The following is a 22,448-nucleotide window of genomic DNA, read 5'->3' as shown; positions in this document are numbered from 1 at the left end:
GGACGGTCCGAACTGAAAGGGGATGCGATGACGCAACCGGTCATCACCTGCACGAATGTCTGGAAGCTGTTTGGCCCGAACCCGGAGGCGTTTCTCAAGAAGATGCCCGCCGGGCTCAGCTACGAAGATATCCGTCAGCAAGGCTACATCGCCGGGGTCAAGGACGTCTCGCTTTCGGTCGGGCGCGGTGAAATGCTCGTTATCATGGGCCTCTCGGGCTCTGGTAAGTCGACGCTGGTGCGCTGCCTGACCCGGCTGCATGAGATCACCGGAGGCACGATTGAGGTCGAGGGTCAGGATATAGGCGTTCTGAGCGAGAAGGAGCTGATCGAGCTCCGCCGCCGCAAGATGGGTATGGTGTTCCAGAGCTTCGGCCTCCTGCCGCACCGGACCGTTCTCCAAAACGTCGCCTTTCCGCTGGAAATGCGCGGCCAGGACCGGCATGAGCGCCGCAAGCGCGCACTCGAAGTCATTGAACTCGTGGGTCTTTCGGGGCGCGAGGATTACTATCCCCGCGAGCTCTCGGGCGGTCAGCAGCAGCGTGTTGGAATTGCGCGCTCGCTCGCTATCGAGCCCGACATTTGGTTCCTCGACGAACCGTTCAGCGCGCTCGATCCGCTGATCCGGCGCGAAATGCAGGACGAATTCCTGCGGCTGCAGGGCATGCTCGGCAAGACGATCGTGTTCATCACGCATGACTTCGACGAGGCGCTGCGCCTAGCCGACCGCATCGCGATCATGAAGGACGGCGCGGTGGAGCAGTGTGACACGCCCGACAAGATCGTGCTGCAGCCCGCGACGGAGTACGTCTCGAAGTTCACCGAGGATATCGACAAGGCCCGGGTCGTTCATGCCGGGGCACTTGCCGGCGCCGTCAATGGCTCGGCGCTGACCGGATCTCCCGTCGCAGCAAGATCGACGATTCACTCGCTCGCGCGGCTTCTGGTAAACGACGACCGGGACAAGCTTCCGGTGGCGGATGACAAGGGCATGGTGATCGGGGCGCTCGACCGTCAAAGCGCGCTCGACGTGCTGCTGGGGCAGGGCTGATGGTCTCGGTTTCGCCGAACATGCGCATCGAGGCGCGTGGATTTGACCGGGTGCGTGCGGCACAGATACTGCTCGCGCTGGCGGTTGCGTTCGCGATCGCCAAGCCGTTTCTTCCGGCCGGGCTCGTTCGTCTGCCGGAATGGGCGCTTTTGCCCTGGGAGGTCTGGTTTCAGGCGCTGTTCGACTTCATCAAGGACGATCTGGGCCTGATCCACCTCACGCGCGCCATCGCGGGGGCGCTGGAATATGTTCTCGACGCAACGGCTAACCTTCTCTACGGCAAGCGGCGGTGGCCCAATCTCGGACCCATCCCGTGGTCAGCGGTCGCCGCGTCGATGGCCATCCTCGGGTACTGGCTCGGCGGCTGGCGTATTGCCGCGCTGACGTGCGGCACCTTTGTCTGGACCGCGGTCATCGGGCAATGGGACATCGCGATGCAGACAATGTCGGTCATCGTCGTGGCCGCACCGCTTGCCTTCGTCATCGGGCTCGGGCTCGGCATCCTTGGCTGGAAATACCGCCGGGCGGAGCGGGTGATGCTGCCGATGCTCGCGGTCCTTCAGACGCTGCCCTTCTTCACCTACCTGCTGCCCGCGGTGATCTTCTTCAAGGTCGGCCCGACCGCCGGGGCGGTGGCGACCGTCATCTTCGCCATCCCGCCGATGATCCTCATGACGACGCTCGGGCTGAGGAAGGTTTCGCCCGAAGTCATCGAGGCGGGCAAGATGAGCGGCTCGACCCGCTGGCAGATGCTGCGCTACGTCTATATCCCAGCCGCCCGGACCGAAATCCTCGTGGGCGTGAACCAGGTCATCATGCTCTGCCTCGCTATGGTCGTGCTCACTGCCTTCATTGGGATGCCGGGGCTTGGCGCCAAGCTTCTGTCGCTGATGAATTCGTTCAAGCTCGGCCGCTCGTTCGAGATCGGGGTGACGATCGTTCTGATCGCGATCACGCTCGACCGAATGTCGAAGGCATGGGTGGTCAAGCAGCCAGAGCATTATGAAAAGGGCACGCCCTGGTGGCGTCAGCATATCTACCTGCTCTCCGCCATCGGGGCCTTCGTGGGCTTCTGGCTCATCTCGCTTGCGATTCCCTACCTGGCCGAGGTCGGCCGGCGGCAGGACCTGTCGATCGGCGACGAGATCGACGTGGCGATCAAGTGGGTCCTCAATGTCGACTGGATTCAGGCCATGACTGAATGGCTGCGTTGGTTTCTCAACACGCAAGTCCTGATCCCGTTCCGCGATGGCATCCTTTGGCTGCCGATCCCAGCGGTGATTCTTGCGATCGCCGGGCTCGCCTGGGCGGTGGGGGGGATCAATTCGGCCCTTCTCGCCGCGGCGTTCTTCGGTATGGTGGCGCTTTCGGGCTGGTGGGACCGGTCGATGATCACGCTCTACACTGTAATCTCGGCCGTCGTCCTCGCCACCCTCATCGGCATTCCGCTCGGCATCGTGGCCAGCCGGGACGAGGCCTGGTCGCGTCGCCTACTTCTTGTTTGCGACACCGCCCAGACCTTTCCGAGCTTCATCTACCTGATCCCCGCGATCATGCTCTTCGGCGTGAACGATGTCGCGGTCGTCTTCGCGATTCTCATCTTCGCGACAGTCCCCCTCGTGCGCTATACTATCGAAGGGCTGCGCGCTGTGCCGCCGGAGTTGACCGAAGCGGCGGACATGTCGGGTTCGACCCGCTGGCAGAAACTGCTCAACGTGCAACTGCCGATTGCGCTGCCAACGATGGCCGTGGGGTTCAACCAGGCGATCATGTTTGCCTTCTTCATGGTCATCATCGCGGCCTTCATCGGCACGCAGGATCTGGGGCAGGAGTTGCAGAAGACGCTCGCTGGCAACGAACTCGGCAAGAATTTCGTGCTCGGGATGAACGTGGCGCTGATGGCTCTGACGTTCGACCATATCATTATGCGCTGGGCGAGGGACCGCAAAGCAGCTTTGGGGTTGGGCTGATGAACATAAAGCCGGTCATCGAGACACCGTTCGAACGACGCGGGGTGCTGACCCCGGGCCTGCCCATTCTTCCGCACGGCGTCGAACGCCACCCGGTTCCTGGCGGCGGTTCACGCGCCGTGCCGATCTGGAAGGGCGACGAGATTTCGATCATGGACCGCGAAGGTCTCCAAGCGGCCGAACTGGTCTTCTTCTCGCCCGACAAGACGTCGGACGCAGCACGACTCGGCGCGAAGGGGCAGGGGCGGCCGAACGCGCTGATCGAGACACTCGCCAATGGGACACGCTCGGGCGCCAAGGTGCTGAAGGCGCTCGCTGCGGCCGGTTTCGACATCGAACGCGGTGATGCGATCCGCGCGCTGGGCGACGGTTCGCGCCCCGGCGATATGGCGCATTTCGTCGCTGAGGGCGACGGGCTTCTAATCGTCGCCGCGCCCGGTGGGCCCATGTCGCCCGAGGGTCAGGACGCGCCGACCGAGCTTGTCCTCTACATCCGCCGCGCCGCGCCGAAGGATCCGAAGGCCGATATCGGGCCACCCGATCCACTGGCCGACCCGCTTCAGGATTTCAACATCCAGCCGGGCAATGCCACCGCCTACGAGGTGAAGCAGGGCGAATACATTCAGATCCTCGACGTCAAGGGGCGCGAATGCTCGGACTTCCAGGCGTTCTCGATGCGCGCCCTCGACAAGGGGCTGGAGCGCGAGATCGACCCGACGACGACACGCTCGCTCATGGGATCACTCTATCCTCAGCCGGGTATCTTCTCCAAATACTGGACCGTCGATCAGGAGCCGCTCGTCGAAATCGTGCAGGATACCTGCGGACGACACGACACGTTCGGTCTGGCCTGCACGGCGCGGTACTACGAGGACCTCGGCTACCCGGGCCACGTGAATTGTTCCGACAACATGAACAAGGATCTGTCGCGCTACGGTGTGCGTCCGCGTGGCGGCTGGCCGGCGATCAACTTCTTCTTCAACACGATGCTCGACGACACCAACGCCATCGGCATGGACGATCCGTGGTCTCGGCCCGGCGACTACGTGCTTTTGCGCGCGCTCAGCGATCTTGTCTGCGTCTCGACAGCCTGTCCGTGCGATGTTGATCCGGCGAACGGCTGGAACCCGACCGACATCCAAGTGCGCACCTATCGCGCGAAGGAGGAGTTCGACCGCTCGATCGGCTATCGGAAATCTGCGGAGGCGGATGTGGAAGACACCAAGAAGACCGCGTTTCACGAGTGCTTTGCCCGCCACACGCGCGATTTCGTGGAATACAACGGCTTCTGGCTGCCCAACTCGTTCACCAATCATGGCCCGATCGCCGAGTACTGGGCGGTGCGCGAGAAGACGGCGGTCATGGACCTCTCGCCGCTCAGGAAGTACGAGGTCACGGGGCCGGATGCCGAGGAGCTGCTGCAGGCTTGCGTGACGCGCGACATGAAGAAGCTGAGCACCGGGCAGGTCGTCTATACCGCGATGTGCTACGAGCATGGCGGCATGATCGACGACGGCACCGTCTACCGGCTCGGCGACACCAACTTCCGTTGGATCGGCGGCAACGACACGTCGGGCCTGTGGCTCCGCGAACAGGCCGAGAGGCGCGGGCTGAACGCCTGGGTTCGTTCGTCCACAGATCAGCTTCACAACATCGCCGTGCAGGGCCGCCATTCGCGCGACATCCTCGCCAAGGTCTTCTGGACGCCGCCGAAGCAGCCGACGATCGAGGAACTGCCGTGGTTCCGGCTGACCATCGCGCGGGTGGGCGACGTGCATGGCACTGCGGTCGTCATCTCGCGCACGGGCTATTCGGGCGAGCTCGGCTACGAGATCTTCTGCCACCCGAAGGATGCGGTCGAGATCTTCGACAAGGTGTGGGAGGCAGGGCGCGAATACGGGCTCACGCCCCTTGGTCTCGCCGCGCTCGACATGATGCGGATCGAGGCGGGGCTGATCTTCGCGGGCTCCGAATTCGACGACTCGACCGATCCGTGGGAGGCCGGGATCGGCTTCACCGTGCCCCTGAAATCCAAGGAGGACGATTTCATCGGCCGCACCGCGCTCGAGGAACGCAAGGCGCACCCGCACCGCAAGCTCGTGGGCTTCGAGATAGAGGGTGGCACTGTGCCGTCGCCCGGCGATTGCGTGCGGATCGGTAAGGCCCAGGTCGGTGAGATCACGTCCGCAATGAAATCTCCGATCCTCGGAAAGGTCATAGCTCTTGGCCGCGTGGCGGTAACGCATTCCGAGTCGGGCACCAAGCTCGAGATCGGCCAGCTCGATGGACAGCAGAAACGCCTGAAGGCAGTCGTGACAGCGTTCCCGCATTTTGATCCCGCGAAGGAACGGGTTAAGGGCAACTACGATTGATCCGGTGGACCGGAGAGGCCGAACCCGGCACGCCCTACTGGTGGGACGGTGCCGAGTGGCCTGATCTGACGGCGCCTCCGCCAGACCGTGTCGACCTATTCGTGATCGGGGCCGGTTACACCGGGCTTTCCGCCGCGATCGCGGCGCATGACGCAGGTGCTCGCGTCGCTGTCGTCGATGCCGGACAGCCGGGGCATGGCGCGTCGACGCGCAATGGCGGCATGATGGGCGCGCATCCCCGCCTCGGATGGGGCGCACTCCGCGACCGGTTCGGAGCGGAAACGGCGGATGCACTCTTCGCCGAGGCCGCGCCGGCGCTCGGTTTCGTCCTCGACCTCATCGCGCGCGAAGGCATCGACTGCGACCTCGAGCGCACCGGCCGTATCCAGCTTGCCTGGACACGCCGGCATTTTGAGGCACAGAAGGTGACGGCGGCGCATGTGCGCGACAAGGGCCAAGTGGCGTGCGAAGTCGTCGAACGCGATGCGCTGCCGCGAGAGATCACGACGGAGCTCTATCACGGCGGCATCCTCTTTCCCGACCATTGCGCGATGCATCCATGGAAGTACCATGCCGGGATGCTCGGAGCCGTCCTTCGGCGCGGCGTCACCGTATCGTCACATTGCGCCGCGGTGTCGATCGAGCGTGTCGGAGAGGCGTTTCGCGTCGAAACCAAGCATCGCGCGGTTCGCGCGGACAAAGTGCTGCTCGCGACGAACGGCTACACGCCAAGTGCCTTCCGCTGGTTCGCGCGGCGCGTCTTCCCGATCCCGAGCTTTCTCATTGCGACCGAGGAGCTCCCCGCCGATCTTCTCGCCCGGTTGGCGCCCGGTCGGCGCATGATGGTCGAGACCCGCGCGCGCCACAGCTATTTCAGGATATCACCCGATGGCGGGCGTATTCTCTTCGGCGGGCGCGCGTCGATGAATGAGATCGATCTGACCGCGGCGGCGGCGCGGCTGGTCGACACGATGCGGGCTATTTGGCCGGAAATGCGCAGCGTCAGGTTGAGCCATGCCTGGACCGGAAGCACGGGTTTCAGCTTCACTCACGTGCCCGCTATCGGCGTGCATGAGGGCATTCACTATGCAATGGGGTTTTCCGGGTCGGGCACCGTCATGGCGCCTTATCTCGGGGCCAAGGCTGCATGGGCGGCTCTGGGCGACGCGCGGGGCGAGACTGCCTATTCCCGAACCGGGCTTGAGGCGCGCTGGTTTCACCGCGGCGGAGCACCGCATTTTCTGAAGGCTGCGGATCTGTGGTATCGTCACTGGGTCGATCTGGCCGAGAACCTCGCGGCGCGGCGTCTCTGATGCAGTGTACAGGTTACCGTGGCAGGTCGCGGAAGTAGCGTCGCTCGTGCGCGCTTCGTGACGCTCCAAACAGGGCAAATTGACTTGGCGGGAATCCATTGGTTTGCTAACGTTGGTCCGAAAGAGGACCATTTGAAGTTATTGGTTTAAATGCGGATCAATCGATCCGGAAGGGGGCGGCCGCGTCCATGCCGGGCTCATTCAAAAACGCCGCACAAAGAAAAAATAGCGGTGCCAACACGGGAGGACTACTATGATTTCCAGACTGGTGGCCTCCGGCCTGACCCGCCGGACATTTCTGAAATCGACCGCCGTCACGGCGGCCAGTGCTGGGCTGCCCGGCGCTGCGTTGGCGCAGGATAAGATTATCAAGATCGGCTTCCTCGCGCCGTTGACCGGTCCGGTCGCAGCCTGGGGCAAGCCCGGGCTTGACGGTTGCGAGATATGGGCCGAACGGGTGAACGCAGCCGGCGGGATCAAGCTGTCGGACGGCGACTACATGGTCGAGTTCGTTAGCTACGACAACGAATACGACCCCGCAAAGGCACGCACCGGTGCCACCAAGCTCATCCGAGAGGACGAGGTGAGCTTCATCATGATGCTCGGCGGCGATACATGGCCGGGCGTGCAGCCGGTGGCAGAAAAGACCGGGATGCTGTTCTCGACGCTTCTGCCCTCCGACCTCTCGCCCGACACGACAACACTGATCGCGCCGGCCGAAGTGCACCCGATCTACAACGTGACAGGCGTCGAGTGGCTGGCCGAGACCAAGCCGGACCTGAAGACGGCCGTGATGTGCGCCCAGGACGACGCGCTCGGCCTTCCGTCGGTCGCAACCTATCTCGCCGCTTTCGAGGCGGCGGGCATCGAGATGCTGGAGGCACCGCTCCTCTTTGACCCGGCGACGACGGACTTTGCGCCGGTCGTGACGCGGCTCATCTCGGGCAATCCCGACATCGTCTGCCTCGACACCTGCTATTCGGACTACGTGCATCCGATCTGCGAACAGCTCTTCCAGCAGGGCTATGAAGGCCAGATCATCTCGTGCACGGCGGATTTCTACGACCAGATCATCGCCAAGACCTCTAAGGAGTTCATGGAAGGATTCGTCTTCCAGTTCCCGGACTTCGACGATCCGGCGCTGAACGCCGACAACATCAACTTCGACGATCCGAACGGGTTCTTCGCCGAATACAACAAGCGCCACCCCGGCCAGTGGGGCGCGGTGAGCTGGGAATACGCCTCGATCATGGATCTGTGGAAAGCCGGCGCCGAAAAGGCAGGATCGGCCGCGCCCGACGCTGTGATTGCGGCCATGAAGGAAGGCGGCAAGGGGCTTCACGCCTTCGGCGAGGCCAACTGGTGGGGCACCGAGCTTTTCGGCATCGACAACGCGCTCGTCGGCGACTGGCCGGTCGTGGTGATCGAGGACGGCAAGGCCGTGATCAAGGGCTTCAAGAACATCCCGGCCTGGTACGACAAGCACGGCGAATTGCTGATCAAGTACATGAGTGAATACGACCAGATGTGGAATCAGCGGAGCTAGACTTGCAGCCACATGGCGGAGGTCCGGGTTTCATTCCGGGCCCCGGCTCAACTCTCGAAAGATACCACAGATGCTCGAACTCCTCGCGCAGACAGGGCTGAACGCCCTCTACGCGGCCAGTTACATTTCGCTCGTCGCGGTGGGGCTGGTTCTGATCTTCGGTGTCATGGGCGTAATCAACTTCGCCCATGGCGAGTTGTTCATGGCGGGTGCCTACACCGTGGTGGCGCTCTATACCGACATGCAGATGCCGTTCCTCCTCGCGGTAGCCGCCGGCCTCGTCTTCGTGGGGCTCCTGGGGCTTCTCATGGAGCGGGCTCTTTTCCGGCCGCTGAGGGGAAATCCACTTGGCGGGCTCGTGGCGTCGATCGGGTTTCTCATGATCCTTCAGGCACTGGCGGTCATGGGATTCGGGGTCCGGATGGAACACATTCCGCCCGTCACGCAGGACGTCATCGTCTTTTCCGACAAGGTGCGCCTGCCGGTCGCGCGTCTCTACGTCATCGTCGCCGCCATAATGCTGCTGTCGGCACTCTGGTACTTCCTGAAACGCACGCGGTTCGGCTGGGCGCTCCGCGCCTCGGCGCAGGACCCGGAGGCGGCCGAGCTTCAGGGCATCTCGATCATCCAGACGGCGCGGATCGCGATGTTCATCGGGGCGGCGCTCGCAGGGATCGCGGGCGCGCTGACGGCACCGCTCGTCTCGGTCAATCCATTCATGGGCCATTCGGTCATCGTCACCGCCTTCATCGTGATCATCGTGGGTGGCGTCGGATCGCTCGAAGGCGCGGTCGTGGCCTCGGTCGCCTATGCGATCGTCCATACCTTTGTCACGACCTTCTTCGACGGAGTGATCGCCGACATCGTCGGATTGTCGCTGATGCTTCTCGTGCTCATCGTCCGTCCTACCGGCCTGTTCGGGAGCGCCGACCGTGCCTAGGCTCCTCTTCTTCGCGCTCCTCGCGGTCGCGCTCATCCTCTTGCCGCATGGCTTGAGCTTCTCGCAGCAGGAGATCCTCGTCTTCCTCACGATCAATGTGCTTCTTGTGTCGTCCTACCGGCTTCTGACGCTGACCGGGGAATGGTCGCTCGGCCATGTCGTGATCATGGGGGTGGGGGCCTACGCGAGCGCCCTCTACACCAAAGAGTTCGGCGTCTTCGTCCCTGTTTCGATCCTGCTGGGCGGGATCACTGCAGCGCTTCTAGCCGTGCTGCTGAGTTTTCCACTGTTCCGCATGAAGGGCTTCTACTTCCTTATCGGCAGCTTCGCGGCGGGCGAGATCATCCGGCTTCTCTGGAAGCGCTTCCGCGATCCGTTCGGCGGGCCAAAGGGCATCAAGGGCATCGACCCGATGCCGGATTTCACGATCGGCATTTACGATTTCGATTTCTTCGAGCCGATCAGCTACTTCTACTTCGCCGCCGCCGTCGTGGCCTTCTGCCTGTGGATCCTGTGGCGGATTGAGAAGAGCCCGGTGGGTCTGACGTTCCACGCAGTCCACTGGCAGGACAAGCTGGCCGAAGCGTCGGGCGTAAATCTGCGCGCCTACCGCACGCTCGCCTTCGCGATCGCAAGTGGGTTCGCTGGGGTCGGCGGCGCGCTTCTTGCCCACTATGTCGGCACGATCAACCCCAATAGTTTCGACGTCGAAGTGATGGTCTTCGTGCTGACCTGGGCCATCGTCGGCGGAACGGCGACTTTCTATGGGCCCATCCTCGGCTGCGTCGTGCTCACGATCCTAAATGAGATCGTGCTGCGCGAGATGGGCTTCGAGCAGATGCGCCCGCTCATCTACGGGGCGATCCTGATCCTGTCGATCCTGTTCCTGCCGAACGGGCTGGAAAGCCTCGTGCAGCGGGCCCTGCCAAGGAAGGCCGCCGCATGACCCATCTGCTCGAGGTCAAGGACCTGACCATGCGCTTCGGCGGGCTGACCGCCGTCGATGCGCTCAACTTCAAGGTGGAACACGGGACGATCCACGGTCTTATCGGACCCAACGGTGCGGGCAAGACGACCACGTTCAACATGATCTCGGGCTTCTACCGGCCGAGCGCGGGCGAGGTTCTCTTGCGCGGCGAGCCGATCTCGGGCCTCAAGATGTACGAAGTCGCGCGGCGCGGCATCGTGCGCACGTTCCAGCATTCCACGCTCTTTGCCGAACTGACCGTGATGGACAATGCGCTCATCGGCACGCATATGGCTTTCCGCCCCAACATCTTCGCCGCGATCGTCGGATGGGACCGGGAAGACCGGCGCGGCGCTGCCGCGCGGGCGCGCGAGGCGCTTGAGTTCTTCGATCTGCACGGTCACAGAAACGAGCGCGCGGGCGATCTGAGCCATGGCCACCAACGGGCGCTCGGGCTCGCGGTGGCCTATGCGAGCCATCCCGACGTGATGCTTCTGGACGAGCCGTTCACGGGCATGAACGCCGAGGAAACGCGGCACATGATGGAGTTGATGAAGCGGCTCTGCGGCGAGGGGATCACTATCCTCATCGTCGAGCACGACATGCAGGCGATCATGGGGCTTTGCGACAACATTACCTGCATGAGCTTCGGCAAGCTTCTGGCCGAGGGCGTCCCGGAAGAAATCCGCAGGCATCCGGACGTGATCGAAGCCTATCTCGGAGGCGCGCGCCATGTTGCTTGAGATGAAAAGCGTGTCCGCAGGCTACGGCCGGATCGCCGCCGTCCGCGATATCTCGATCAGAGTGCCCGAAGGCAAGATCGTCACTATCATCGGCGCGAACGGCGCGGGCAAGACGACGACATTGCGTGCCATGTCGGGGATGCTGCCGATCACGCAAGGAGAGATCACATTCGACGGCAAACGCATCGACGGAATGCCGGCGAGCAAGGTCGTGGCCCACGGCATCGCCCACGTGCCCGAAGGTCGGCGAATATTTCCCGACATGACGGTCGAGGAGAACCTGCGCACAGGCGCCTTCTTGCGGAAGGACAAGGAGGGTGTGGAGCGTGACCTCGCAAGCGTCTTCACCCGCTTCCCGCGGCTTCGTGAGCGGCGCAGGCAGCGTGCGCAGACCATGTCCGGCGGCGAACAGCAGATGCTCGCGATCGGCCGCGCGCTGATGTCCAAGCCGCGCCTGATGCTGATGGACGAGCCGTCGATGGGCCTTGCACCGGTGATCGTCGAAGAGATCGCGCGGATCATCGAGGAGATCAACGCCGAGGGGCTGTCGGTCGTGCTGGTCGAACAGAACGCGGAACTCGCGCTCGAACTGGCTGATCACGCCTACGTACTCGAAACCGGGAGATGCGCGCTCGAAGGACCGGCGGGGGAGCTTCATGACAACGAACATGTCCGTGCCGCATATCTGGGGATCTGAGCGCGCGAATGCCGAAATGCGGATCGCCCGCGAGGCCGGGTGGCGCCGTGCGGACCTGATCTGGGAACGACTGATGGAGGCCGCGAACAGCGAGTGGGCGAGCGGACGGGCGGGGCGTGCGCGACACCTGTTCCTTGTCGCCGACATCCACGCGCGGCTGACCTTTCCGGTGCACGATCCGCGCCGCGCAACAGCCCCGGGCGCACGGGCGGCGCTCGCCCTCGCCGCCGGACGCTCGTGCGGCGCCAGGCGCCTGCAACGGCGGGCGCTGTCGCTTTTTGGCTGCGCCGAAGCGTTCATCGAGGGCATGGAAATCCGGCCCCGCGCGCGCAGCTCGCTCTTCCATCTGCGTATGGAGGCCCGGCACCTGGACACCTATCACAGGAACCTGCGCCTGCGGCTGACGCGGATGGCAGAGGAATTTCGCGAAACGCTCGAGGCGCTCGACCGGCCCGGTGCGGCCGCCCATCGCGGGTATTCCCGTTGGCGCGGCGAGAAGCCGCCGGTCTTCGACGACACGCGCAAGATGCTGGCGGCCTGCCTCCTGATCCCCGACGGCCCGTTCCGATAGGGTGTCAGGGGCCGAATGCGGGCACAGCCCGCGACGGGCGTTTCGCGCACCGCTAAAGTCCCGGTCACCGCCACGCGACTTCGCCATTGACGTAAATTTTCGCCCGACAGTACTTTCAAGGCAAGGCAACTGCGAAAAGCTGCCGATCCAAGGGCCGCAAGTTCGAAACGAAACCGGCCCGCGACCTGAAGTCCAGCCAGCAGAGGTACAGCCATGATGTCATTCTCCAATCCCTTCAGACCCGTCGCAGGCGCCGTTCTGGCCGTCGGCCTCACGCTTGCAGGGCCAGCCCATGCCGATCTGGTGATCTCCAACTGGGATGGCTACATGGCGCCGGATGCGGTCGAAAGTTTCTCCGCAGCGACTGGCGAACCCGCCGAGATGGTCGTCCATGCCACCAACGAAGAGATCATGGGCAAGCTCATCGCCTCGGGCGGTGCGGGCTATGATGTGGTCTTCGTTTCCTCTCCCTTCGCGGAAGTACTGAACAATCTCGGACTGCTTGAGCCGATCGATCCCCAGAAGGTGCCAAACCTTGTCAATCTCTACCCCGAGGCGATGGAGCTTTCGCACGATCCCGGCAACACCTTCTCGGTGCCGTATGCCTGGGGCACGACGGGGCTCTGCTATCGCTCCGACCTCGTCGATCCCGCGCCAACCTCGTGGAACGACCTCCTGCATCCGGCCGCGGCGCAGGCTGGCAAGGTCACGCTCTTGGGCACCGACCGCTGGCTGCTGGCCGCGGGTTTCCTCGCGCACGGCTATTCGGTCAACGAAACCGACCAGGCCAAGCTCGACGAGGTCGAGGCCGACCTGATCGAGGCGAAGAAGACCATGCTCGCATTCGACGACACCACCTTCTACGCCAAGCTCGTCTCGGGCGAGGCGACGCTCGTCCATGCCTGGGACGGCTGGTGCAACTACGGCATCGCCGAGAACGGCGACATCAAGTTCGTTGTGCCAAGCGAGGGGTCCGATCTTTGGGTCGACACGATGGTCGTGATGAAGGCGTCCGAGAACAAGGACGCGGCCTTCGCCTTCATCAACTACATCCTTGATGCCGGGAACCACGCCTGGGCAGCCGAGAACATCCTCTACAAGGTGCCCAACAAGCCGGCGATGGAAAGCCTTTCGGAGGACGTGACCGGCGCCTTCCCGAACATGGCGATGAGCCCGGCCGACCTGCTCGCGCTTGAACAGCTCCGCGACGTGGGTGAGGCGAGCCGCGCCTATGCCAAGGCGGTCAGCGCGATCAAGGCCGCCCAGTGAGCAAGCAGGGCCGGGCGGGCGTGAGCGCCACCCGGCCCGCAAGCCGCCGGGACCGCGCGCCGTGACCCCATCCAACGCCCGCTCGACCGTCCTGATGGCGCCGGCGCTCGCCTGGCTCACGGCGCTGATGGTCGTGCCCTGCGCGCTCGTCCTCGCGCTCGCCTTCTTCCGGAGGGGGCTCTACGGCGGGATCGAATACACCTTCACGCTCGAGAACTTCGCGCTGATCGCCGACCCGCTCTACGCGGGCATCTTCCTGACATCGGCCCGTATCGCAGGCCTCGCCACGCTGATCGCCGTGATCCTCGGTTACGCCGCCGCCTACGCGATCGCCGCCGCGCCGCGCCGGCATCAGCCGCTTCTCCTCTTCCTCGCGGTGCTGCCCTTCTGGTCGAACTATCTGATCCGGACCTATGCCTGGATTGTCATTCTGAACCGCGAGGGGCTGATCACCCAAGGATTGAGACTCCTTGGCTACGAGGGCGAGCCGCCCTCGATGCTCTATACCGAAGGCGCGGTGATCCTCGGGCTCGTTTACAACTACCTGCCCTTCGTGATCCTCGCCTGCTTCGCCCCGCTTCAGCGGTTGAATCCGGAGCTTGCGGAGGCGTCGCGGGATCTCGGCGCGTCGGGTTTCACGACCTTCCGCCGGGTGGTCCTGCCGATGACGCTGCCGGGCATCGCGGCGGGGGCGGTCTTTGTCTTCGTGCTCTCGATCGGCAACTTCATCACGCCCGCGCTTCTCGGCGGCGGGCGGTTTCAGATGATGGGTAATCTCATCTACGCGCAGTTCCTGACTGCCAATGACTGGCCGTTCGGGGCTGCGATCTCGATGGTGCTGATCGCCATCATGATGGGGCTTCTGACACTGCAGGCGATGGCCGCCGAACGTGGTGCGGGCGAACGGCGGAGGGACGGCTAATGGCTGAGGCGTCGCTTCGCGTCCGACGGGGGCTCTGGGCCTATCTCGCGGCCATCTTCGCATTTCTCTATGTGCCGATCGCGGTCCTGATCGCGCTCAGCTTCAACGAGGGCGGGCTGCCCACCGCCTGGACCGGATTCTCGGCCAAATGGTACGGCGCGCTGGCCGCCAACCGCGACATTCTCCACGCTGCGCGGAATACGCTGATCGTGGCCGTCGTTTCGACCGGGATCGCGACAGTTCTCGGCACGCTCCTCGCGCTCGGGATCGAGACTCGGCGGAGAAAGGGCAGGGCTCTCGAAGCAGTTGTCTTCGCGCCGATGATCATTCCCGACATCGTGCTCGCCATCGCGCTTCTGAGCTTCTTCTCTCTGCTGAAAGTCCCGATGGGTATTCACACGATCATCCTCAGCCACGTCGTCTTCAATCTCGCCTTCGTCTCGGCGGTCGTCCGCGCCCGGCTGAAAAGCTTCGATTGGTCGGTGACCGAGGCGTCGGCTGATCTCGGTGCCTCGGGCTTGACCACTTTCCGCCGCGTTACGCTGCCCCTCATCCTGCCCGCCGTCATCGCGGGCGCGCTTCTGGCCTTCACGCTGTCGGTAGACGAATTCATCATCGCCTTCTTCACGGCGGGCGCGGGGCGCGCCTCGACCACGCTGCCGATGCAGATCTTCGCGATGATCCGCTTTGGCGTGACGCCCGAGATCAACGCGCTCGCCACGCTCGTGATGCTTGTGTCTGTCACCGCGCTGGTCCTCGCGCAGCGACTGAACCGCGGGGTGATTGCGCCGTGAGCGTTCTTCTCGCAATCGACGGGGTGACCAAGCGCTTCGGCGCGGTAACGGCGGTGGACCAGCTCTCGCTCGACATCCGAGAGAACGAATTCTTCGCCCTTCTCGGCGCGTCGGGCTCCGGCAAGACGACGCTTCTGAGGATTCTCGCCGGGTTCGAGCGGCCCGGGTCGGGGCGGCTTTGCCTCGACGGCACAGACATCACCGGACTCGCCCCGAACCGGCGGCCGGTCAACCTGATGTTTCAGAGTTACGCGCTCTTCCCCCACATGACTGTGGAGGGCAACATCGCCTACGGGCTGGAGATGGAGCGGCTTGCCCGGACCGTTATCGCGGCCCGCGTCGGTGAGATCATGGAGATCACCGAGCTTTCGCCCTTTGCCCGTCGCAAGCCCGACCAGCTCTCGGGCGGCCAGCAGCAGCGCGTGGCGCTCGCCCGGGCGCTCGTCAAGCGGCCGCGGCTGCTGCTTCTCGACGAACCGCTCGGCGCGCTCGACAAGAAGCTGCGCGCGGCGATGCAGATCGAGCTTAAGCGGTTGCAGCACGAGGTCGGCATCACCTTCATCGTCGTCACCCACGACCAGGAGGAGGCGCTTGTCATGGCCGACCGCGTGGCGATCCTGAAGGACGGGCGGCTTCTGCAATGCGGAACGCCCGAAGAGGTCTACGAACGCCCTGCCAGCCGCTTCGCAGCCGATTTCATTGGCGTGATGAACTTCATCGAGGGAGAGGGGCGAACCCGCGCCATCCGGCCCGAACGCATCCGGCTCTTTCCCGACGCCGCCGATACTGCGGTCGAAGGCCGCGTCACCGCGCGCGCCTATCACGGGCTTGACCTGCAACTCCATGTCCTGACACCGCTTTCCGCCCGCCCGCTCGTCGTCCGCGTCACAGCAGATGCGGCCGAGCGCCGCCCGGTCGCCGAGGGCGACACCGTCACGCTCGGCTGGAGCGAGGCCGATACCCGCATCTTCGACGATTGACCCGAAAGGAGCCTGACGATGAAAACCTTCGCCTTCTTCCCCGAAGCGGCCTTTGGCCCCGCGCTGAACTCGGTGGGCATCGCCCAGGCCGTGGAGGCGATGGGCCACAAGGCGGTGTTCCTGTCCGACCCGGGCTTCGTCGAGGTCTACGAGGGCTACGGCTTCGAGGCCCATCCCGTCGCGCTCTCCGAACCCATGCCGCCCGAGCAGATGGCGAAGTTTTGGGAGGATTTCATCAATGGCCACATTCCGAACTTCCGCAAATCGCCCTACGAACAGATCGACAACTACGTGAAGGATTGCTGGGAAGCCATTGTCGACAGTGCGAAATGGGCCGAGAAGGATCTGCCCGGCGTGCTGGCGAAGATCAAGCCCGACGTGATCGCGGTCGACAACGTCATCCTCTTTCCCGCGATCAAGCAGTTCGGCGTGCCCTGGGTCCGCGTCATCTCGTGTTCCGAGAACGAGATCGAGGACGAGGCGATCCCGCCTCACCTGTCGGGCTGCGGCGAAAAGGACAGGACCTGCCACGACCGCTTCCGCGCGCGGTTCAACGAAGTGATCAAGCCGATCCACGATGACTTCAACGCGTTCCTCACGACCTGCGGCGAGGCCAACTATCCGCTCGGCCAGTTCTTTGAGGCATCGCCCCATCTGAACCTGCTCCTCTACCCCGAGCCGGTGAAGTTCGACCGCGCCGAACCGCTCGACCCGCAGCGCTTCCAGTATCTCGAAGGCTGCGTGCGGAAGGAGGAGCCCTACGAGGTGCCTAAGTTCGCGAAGAACTCCGACGGGCCGCTTCTCTATGTCTCCTTCGGCAGTCTTGGTGCCGGTGACACGGAGCTCTTGAAACGGATCATCGCGGCGATCGCGAATTCGCGCTTTCGGGCGCTCGTCAATGTCGGGGACTACGAAAGCGAATACAGCGACATACCGGACAATGTTCACGTGGCGGGTTGGTTCCCGCAGCCCTCGGTAATCCCGCAGGTCGACGCGGTGATCCATCACGGTGGCAACAACTCGTTCACCGAATGCCTCTATTTCGGCAAGCCCGCGATCATCATGCCCTATGTATGGGACGGCCACGATAACGCGACACGGGTGCAGGAGACCGGCCACGGTTTCAAGATGCCTCGCTATGACTGGACCGATGACGATCTGATTGAAAGGCTCGAAGAATGCATTGAGAGCAAGGAGATGAAGGCAAAACTTGCAGAGACGTCGAAACACATGCAGCGCCAGGACGGTCCCACCAAGGCGGCGAGGCTTCTGGTCCAGCTGACGGAGGCATGAGGCGATGAGCACCGCACCCCTGCTGCGTAAGCCGCTCGACGAGACCGACATCACGGATTGGGGCGCGGTCCCGACGATGCTGGAGGGCGAGTCCCGCACCTCGGGCAAGGTGATTCACAAGGGCCCGGATGGCCAAAGCGAATGCGGGCTCTGGATCTGCACGCCGGGGAAGTGGCAGTGCCACGTCACGAGCGACGAGTTCTGCCACTTTCTCGAAGGCCGCGCGACCTACGTTCACGAGGGCGGGGAAGTCATTGAAATCTCGCCGGATACGGCGGCCTTCTTCCCGGAGGGATGGAAGGGCGTCTGCACGGTGCACGAGACGGTGAAGAAGGTCTATATGATCCGCTGAAGGAATGACGATGGCGTTCGATCCGGCCCGCCCGGCCTACTACCTCGCGCCCCGCTACTGTCCGATGACGGGATCGGCGCACCCTGTCATCGATCCCGCCACGCTCGAAATTGTCGGCCACACCGCCGATGCCACGGAAGCGGAACGCGAGACCGTGCTCGACGCAGTGACCGCCGCGCAGAGGGCCTGGCGGGTGCTCGATGCGAAGTCCCGGGCGCGGGCCCTGCACCGCCTCGCGGACCGGATCGAGGGGGCCGACCACCGGGAGACGGCGATCCTGATGAGCCGCGAGATGGGCAAGCCCTATCCCGAGGCGATCGGCGAGATCGCCAATTGCGCGCCCGTCTTCCGCTACTATGCCGAGATGGCGCGCGACGAGGCAGGCAAGGTGGCGGGCACGACGCAGGCGGGGTCGTTCCAGTACGCGCGCTATGAACCGCTTGGCGTCTCCGTTCACATCGTTCCCTTCAACTTTCCGGTCCTCCTCATGTGCTGGACCGTCGCGGCCTCGCTCGCCGCCGGCAACGGATGCATCGTCAAGCCGGCGCTAGAGACGACGCTGTGTTCGCTCGATTTCATGCGACATTTCAACGAGGTGCCGGAGAGTCTTGTCGCATGTCTTCCGGGTGGCGCCAGGCTTGGCCAGGCACTCGTGACGTCGTCGCGCACACACGCCGTTGCCTTCACCGGCTCGGTCGCGGCGGGCCGCGCGGTCGCCGCCGCCGCCGCGCAGGCGATGAAGCCCGCCGTGATCGAGGCGGGCGGCAGCGATCCGATGATCATCAGCGACAGCGCCCCGCTCGATGTCGCCGCCGCCGGTGCCGTGACGGCGGCCTTCCACCTCACGGGGCAGGTCTGCACCTCGGCTGAGCGGCTGTACGTCGTGGACGCCGTCCATGACACCTTCGTCGCCGAGTTCGCCCGCCGCACGCGGTCGCTCCGCATCGGCAGCGGGCTTGGGCGGAGCGAGATCGGCCCGCTGGTCAGCGAGGCGGCGCGAGACAGGGTGGCAAGGCTCGTCGAGGATGCCCGCGCGAAGGGGGCCGAGGTCGAAATTGGCGGGTGCATCCCGCCCGATCAGCCGAAGGGCTGGTTCTACGAGCCGACGATCCTGACCGGCTGCCACGAGGAGATGGAACTGCTTCGCGCCGAATGCTTCGGTCCGGTCGCCGCCGTCGTTCGTGTGAAGGATTTCGATGAGGCGATAACCCGCGCCAACGCCTCGCCTTTCGGGCTCGGCGCCTCGGTTTTCACGACGCGGCTCGGCGAGGCGATGGAGGCGGCGGAACGGCTTGAAGCGGGTATGGTGTGGGTCAACAACCCCTTGATCGACAACGACGCGCTGCCCTTCGGCGGGTGGAAGGCGTCCGGCGTGGGGCGGGAACTCGGGCGGCAGGGGCTCGACGCGTTCCGGCGCACGAAGATGGTCGTCATCGACCACAAACCCAGGATGCAGGACTGGTGGTATCCCTATCCCGACGACTGGTTCCTCGACGGCGGCGGGCGCGGGACTGGCTAGGCGGCCGTCTCGGCCAGAAGCTCGCGCCAGCGGTGGCAGGCGACCTCGTGCCCGTCGCCCGGATGCTCCAGGAGCGGCTCCTCGGCCCTGCAGCGGTCGATCGCGAAGGGGCAGCGCGTGTGGAACTTGCAGCCGGAGGGCTGGTTGGTGGGCGAGGGGATCTCACCCTCGAGCTTCTGCGCGCGGCCGCGATCGTCGGGATCGAGCGACGGGATCGCCGAGAAGAGAGCCTTGGTGTAGGGATGGCGCGGCGCGGCGAAGAGGGTCCGGGTCGGTGCGGATTCGACGAGCCGGCCGAGATACATGACCGCGACGTGGTCGCAAGTATGTGCGACGACCGAAAGGTCGTGGCTGATGAACAGGAAGGTTATCCCAAGATCGCGCTGGATCTGCTTGAGAAGGTTGAGAACATCGGCCTGAATCGAGACGTCGAGCGCCGCCACGCTTTCATCGGCCACGATGAATTGCGGCCCGGAGACGAGGGCGCGGGCGATCGAGATGCGCTGACGCTGGCCGCCCGAGAAGGCGTGCGGGAACCGGCGGAGATGTTCGAGGTTCAGACGGCATTTCGCGGCGATCTCGCGCACACGGGCGTCGGTTTCCTCGCGCGTCTTCGTGAGGCCCATAACCTCTAAGGGCTCGGCGATGATGTCTCGGACGGTCATGCGGGGCGACAGCGCCGCGTAAGGGTCCTGAAAGATGAGCTGCGCGCGTTTGCGGTAGTCCTTCAGCGCAGGACCCGACAGCGTCGTCAGGTCATAGTCGACCTCGCCGTCCCGGTAGTGCGCTGTGCCCCCGGTAATCGGCACCGCCTTCAGGAGCGCGCGGCCAAGCGTCGTCTTGCCCGAGCCGCTTTCGCCGACGAGGCCGAAGAACGAGCCTTTCGCGATGTCGATATCGACGTGATCTACTGCCTTCAGGATCGACTTGCCGAAAAAGCCGGAGCCGATCTTGAACCCCACCGACAGGTCCCGCGCGGTGATGAGGCTGTCGTCGCTCATGCGGTGACCTCTTCGGAATGGAGGTGGCAGGCGACGCGATGGGTCGGATCGACACGCGCGTCTTGCGGCAGCGCAGTCTTGCAGACTTCGCCGATGAATTTCGGACAGCGCGTGTGAAAGACGCAGCCCGTCGGCCGTTCGAGCGGCGAGGGGATGTCGCCGGCGACCGGCGTCAAGGGCGCGTCGAGATCGTCGAGCTTCGGCAGCGCCGCGAGGAGGCCCTGGGTGTAGGGATGCTTCGGATTGCGGATGACCTCGCGCACCGGGCCCTCCTCGATCACCCGGCCGAGATACATGACGGCGACCTTGTCGGCGGTCTGGGCAATGACGCCGAGGTCGTGCGTGATGAAGATGATCGCCATGTGGAACTCGTTCACGAGGTCTTTCATGAGGTCGATCACCTGGGCCTGGATCGTCACGTCGAGCGCGGTCGTGGGCTCGTCCGCGATCAGAAGCTGCGGCTTGGTCGAGAGCGCCATCGCGATCATCGCCCGCTGGCGCATGCCGCCGGATAGTTCGAACGCATACTGGTCGAACCGTCGTGACGGGTCGGAAATGCCGACCCGGTCGAGCATCTCGACTGAGATTTCCTTGGCGCGCGCCTTGGACATGTCGGAATGCAGCTGCAACTGTTCGACCATCTGCTTGCCGATCGTGATCGCGGGCGCAAAGCTCGCCATCGGCTCCTGGAAAATCATGGAGATCGCGCCGCCGCGGACGATCTTCAGATCGCGCGGGGTCCTCAGCGACAGGACATCGACCTGGCGGTTTCCTTCGTGAAGAGTGATCTTGCTTTCGGGCGTGTAGACGGCGTTCCGGGCGTTGAGATGCATAAGCGATTTCGCCGTCACAGACTTGCCCGAGCCGGATTCGCCCACGAGTCCCATGACCTCTCCCTTGTCGAGCGAGAAGCTCACGTCCTCGACTGCGGTGATCAGCCCCTCATCCGTCCTGAACTTGAGCGTCAGGTTCTTCACGTCGATCAATGCCGTCATTTCTTGGTATCCGAGTAGGGGTCAGCGGCGTCGCGCAGCCCATCGCCGACGAAGACGAAGGCCAGGACCAGCGCCACGAAGAAGATGACGGGGATGAAGTACCACTGGTAGTTCAGGAGCACGTCGGCCTTGGAGACATTCTGCATCAGCGCGCCCAAGGAGTTCACCGGGTCCTTCAGCCCGAGACCGATGAACGACAGCGCGGTTTCCGACCGCACCATGTAGGGGAACGAGATCATCAAGTCGACGATGATGTAGCTCGTGAACGAGGGCAGCAGGTGGCGGCGGATGATATGGCCCGCCGAGGCGCCCGAGAGTTCGGCGGCGAGCACGTATTCCTGCGTCCGCTCCGTCAGCAGGTGGGTCCGTATTCGTCGGGCGAGCGTCGGCCAGCCGATTAGGCCTAGAATGATCGAGATGAAGAAGAACCGTGTCTCGGACGACCAGTGATCGGGCATGAACGCCGCGAGCGCCATGAAAAGTGGAATAGACGGCACCGTTCGGATGGCGTCGGTGATCATTTGCAGGACGCTGTCGATCCAGCCGCCGAAATAGCCCGCGACACCCCCTATGATCAGCGCGAGTACGAAGGAGATCAGAACCCCGAGCGTCCCGACCGCGAGCGACGTCCAGATTGCGTGCAAGGTTCGTCCGAAGATGTCCTTGCCGCTCGCATCCGTGCCGAACAGGTGGATCTTTCCCCCTTGGTCGACGCCGAAAAGATGCACGTTCGAGGGGATGAAGCCAAGGAGTTTGTAGTTCCAGTCTCTGACGAAGAATCGCAGGTAGAGCCGCTTGTCGCGGTTCTCGGTCACCACCCAGCGGAAGTTCGTCTTGATCGACCTTTCGCGTTCGGTCGCGTAGATGAAGGGCCGCGCTGAAAAGCCGTTCTCGTCCCAGAATTTCGGGATCTGCGGCGCGCCGTTCTCATAGGCCGCGTCGCGGCCCGCGATGGTAGGATTGTACGGCGACAGGAATGGCGCGAACAGCCCCATGAGGATCATCAAGATCAGCGCCCAGGCCGCGATCATCGCTGTGCGGTTGCCCTTGAAGCGCGCCCAGATGAGTTGCCCCTGCGAGGCGGTGAAATAGGCCTCCTTGGCCTTCTGGTCGACCTCGACGACGGTTGCTTGTCTGGTGAGGAATGCCATCGT

20 protein-coding genes are annotated in these 22,448 nt (G+C 64.0%); 17 read left to right on the top strand and 3 right to left on the bottom strand.

Going from position 1 to position 22,448, the window contains the following annotated elements:
* The first annotated feature begins 27 nt into the window (after positions 1-27).
* From DEA8626_RS08260 to DEA8626_RS08180, 17 genes are all read left to right on the top strand, one after another.
* A complete protein-coding gene (locus DEA8626_RS08260) occupies positions 28-1,050 on the top strand; it encodes a quaternary amine ABC transporter ATP-binding protein (RefSeq protein ID WP_108852518.1) in 1,023 nt (340 codons plus the stop codon).
* Positions 1,050-3,020 carry an ABC transporter permease gene (locus DEA8626_RS08255; RefSeq protein ID WP_108852517.1) on the top strand — a complete coding sequence of 657 codons (1,971 nt, stop codon included), beginning with the start codon at positions 1,050-1,052 and terminating at the stop codon, positions 3,018-3,020. The genes DEA8626_RS08260 and DEA8626_RS08255 overlap by 1 nt, the downstream gene beginning before the upstream one ends.
* Positions 3,020-5,392 carry a trimethylamine N-oxide demethylase gene (locus DEA8626_RS08250; RefSeq protein WP_108852516.1) on the top strand — a complete coding sequence of 791 codons (2,373 nt, stop codon included), beginning with the start codon at positions 3,020-3,022 and terminating at the stop codon, positions 5,390-5,392. The genes DEA8626_RS08255 and DEA8626_RS08250 overlap by 1 nt, the downstream gene beginning before the upstream one ends.
* On the top strand, positions 5,389-6,705 hold the full coding sequence (locus DEA8626_RS08245; RefSeq protein ID WP_108852515.1) for an NAD(P)/FAD-dependent oxidoreductase: 1,317 nt from the start codon (positions 5,389-5,391) through the stop codon (positions 6,703-6,705). Before DEA8626_RS08250 ends, DEA8626_RS08245 begins: the two co-directional genes overlap by 4 nt.
* 253 nt (positions 6,706-6,958) lie before the next feature.
* On the top strand, positions 6,959-8,251 hold the full coding sequence (locus DEA8626_RS08240; protein ID WP_108852514.1) for an ABC transporter substrate-binding protein: 1,293 nt from the start codon (positions 6,959-6,961) through the stop codon (positions 8,249-8,251).
* 70 nt (positions 8,252-8,321) lie between these two features.
* Positions 8,322-9,191 (top strand): branched-chain amino acid ABC transporter permease, encoded by an 870-nt coding sequence (locus DEA8626_RS08235; RefSeq protein WP_108852513.1) that lies wholly within the window; start codon positions 8,322-8,324, stop codon positions 9,189-9,191.
* A complete protein-coding gene (locus DEA8626_RS08230) occupies positions 9,184-10,137 on the top strand; it encodes a branched-chain amino acid ABC transporter permease (RefSeq protein ID WP_108852512.1) in 954 nt (317 codons plus the stop codon). Before DEA8626_RS08235 ends, DEA8626_RS08230 begins: the two co-directional genes overlap by 8 nt.
* A complete protein-coding gene (locus tag DEA8626_RS08225) occupies positions 10,134-10,901 on the top strand; it encodes an ABC transporter ATP-binding protein (RefSeq protein ID WP_108852511.1) in 768 nt (255 codons plus the stop codon). Before DEA8626_RS08230 ends, DEA8626_RS08225 begins: the two co-directional genes overlap by 4 nt.
* Entirely contained in the window at positions 10,891-11,598 is a 708-nt protein-coding gene (locus DEA8626_RS08220) for an ABC transporter ATP-binding protein (RefSeq protein ID WP_108852510.1), read from the top strand. The genes DEA8626_RS08225 and DEA8626_RS08220 overlap by 11 nt, the downstream gene beginning before the upstream one ends.
* Positions 11,558-12,169 (top strand): tetratricopeptide repeat-containing protein, encoded by a 612-nt coding sequence (locus DEA8626_RS08215; RefSeq protein WP_245890800.1) that lies wholly within the window; start codon positions 11,558-11,560, stop codon positions 12,167-12,169. Before DEA8626_RS08220 ends, DEA8626_RS08215 begins: the two co-directional genes overlap by 41 nt.
* Before the next feature lie 213 nt (positions 12,170-12,382).
* The gene (locus DEA8626_RS08210; RefSeq protein ID WP_245890799.1) at positions 12,383-13,438 is read left to right on the top strand and encodes a polyamine ABC transporter substrate-binding protein; all 1,056 of its coding nucleotides are present in this window, start codon (positions 12,383-12,385) and stop codon (positions 13,436-13,438) included.
* 61 nt (positions 13,439-13,499) lie between these two features.
* Positions 13,500-14,360: an ABC transporter permease gene (locus DEA8626_RS08205; protein WP_245890798.1), complete on the top strand. Its 861-nt coding sequence runs from the start codon at positions 13,500-13,502 to the stop codon at positions 14,358-14,360.
* Positions 14,360-15,154, top strand: a complete 795-nt coding sequence (locus DEA8626_RS08200) for an ABC transporter permease (RefSeq protein WP_108852507.1) — start codon at positions 14,360-14,362, stop codon at positions 15,152-15,154. Before DEA8626_RS08205 ends, DEA8626_RS08200 begins: the two co-directional genes overlap by 1 nt.
* Positions 15,151-16,134, top strand: a complete 984-nt coding sequence (locus DEA8626_RS08195; protein ID WP_108852506.1) for an ABC transporter ATP-binding protein — start codon at positions 15,151-15,153, stop codon at positions 16,132-16,134. Before DEA8626_RS08200 ends, DEA8626_RS08195 begins: the two co-directional genes overlap by 4 nt.
* Positions 16,135-16,152: 18 nt before the next feature.
* Complete coding sequence (locus DEA8626_RS08190) at positions 16,153-17,427, top strand: nucleotide disphospho-sugar-binding domain-containing protein (protein ID WP_245890797.1); 1,275 nt, start codon at positions 16,153-16,155, stop codon at positions 17,425-17,427.
* A gap of 4 nt (positions 17,428-17,431) precedes the next feature.
* On the top strand, positions 17,432-17,779 hold the full coding sequence (locus DEA8626_RS08185) for a cupin domain-containing protein (RefSeq protein WP_108852504.1): 348 nt from the start codon (positions 17,432-17,434) through the stop codon (positions 17,777-17,779).
* Between the two features lie 10 nt (positions 17,780-17,789).
* A complete protein-coding gene (locus DEA8626_RS08180) occupies positions 17,790-19,298 on the top strand; it encodes an aldehyde dehydrogenase family protein (protein WP_108853376.1) in 1,509 nt (502 codons plus the stop codon).
* Here DEA8626_RS08180 and DEA8626_RS08175 read toward each other — a convergent pair.
* From DEA8626_RS08175 to DEA8626_RS08165, 3 genes are read right to left on the bottom strand one after another with little or no spacing between them, the layout of a single operon-like run.
* Entirely contained in the window at positions 19,295-20,299 is a 1,005-nt protein-coding gene (locus tag DEA8626_RS08175) for an ABC transporter ATP-binding protein (RefSeq protein ID WP_108852503.1), read from the bottom strand. The two genes, DEA8626_RS08180 and DEA8626_RS08175, sit on opposite strands and share 4 nt — an antisense overlap.
* Positions 20,296-21,294 carry an ABC transporter ATP-binding protein gene (locus DEA8626_RS08170; RefSeq protein WP_181366387.1) on the bottom strand — a complete coding sequence of 333 codons (999 nt, stop codon included), beginning with the start codon at positions 21,292-21,294 and terminating at the stop codon, positions 20,296-20,298. The genes DEA8626_RS08175 and DEA8626_RS08170 overlap by 4 nt, the downstream gene beginning before the upstream one ends.
* On the bottom strand, positions 21,291-22,445 hold the full coding sequence (locus DEA8626_RS08165) for an ABC transporter permease (RefSeq protein ID WP_108852502.1): 1,155 nt from the start codon (positions 22,443-22,445) through the stop codon (positions 21,291-21,293). Before DEA8626_RS08165 ends, DEA8626_RS08170 begins: the two co-directional genes overlap by 4 nt.
* Positions 22,446-22,448: the final 3 nt, after the last annotated feature.

It is taken from the genome of Defluviimonas aquaemixtae (assembly GCF_900302475.1).
GTDB lineage: Bacteria > Pseudomonadota > Alphaproteobacteria > Rhodobacterales > Rhodobacteraceae > Albidovulum > Albidovulum aquaemixtae.
Note: the sequence above shows the minus strand (reverse complement) of the source record. Positions and strands in the feature narration are given on the sequence as shown.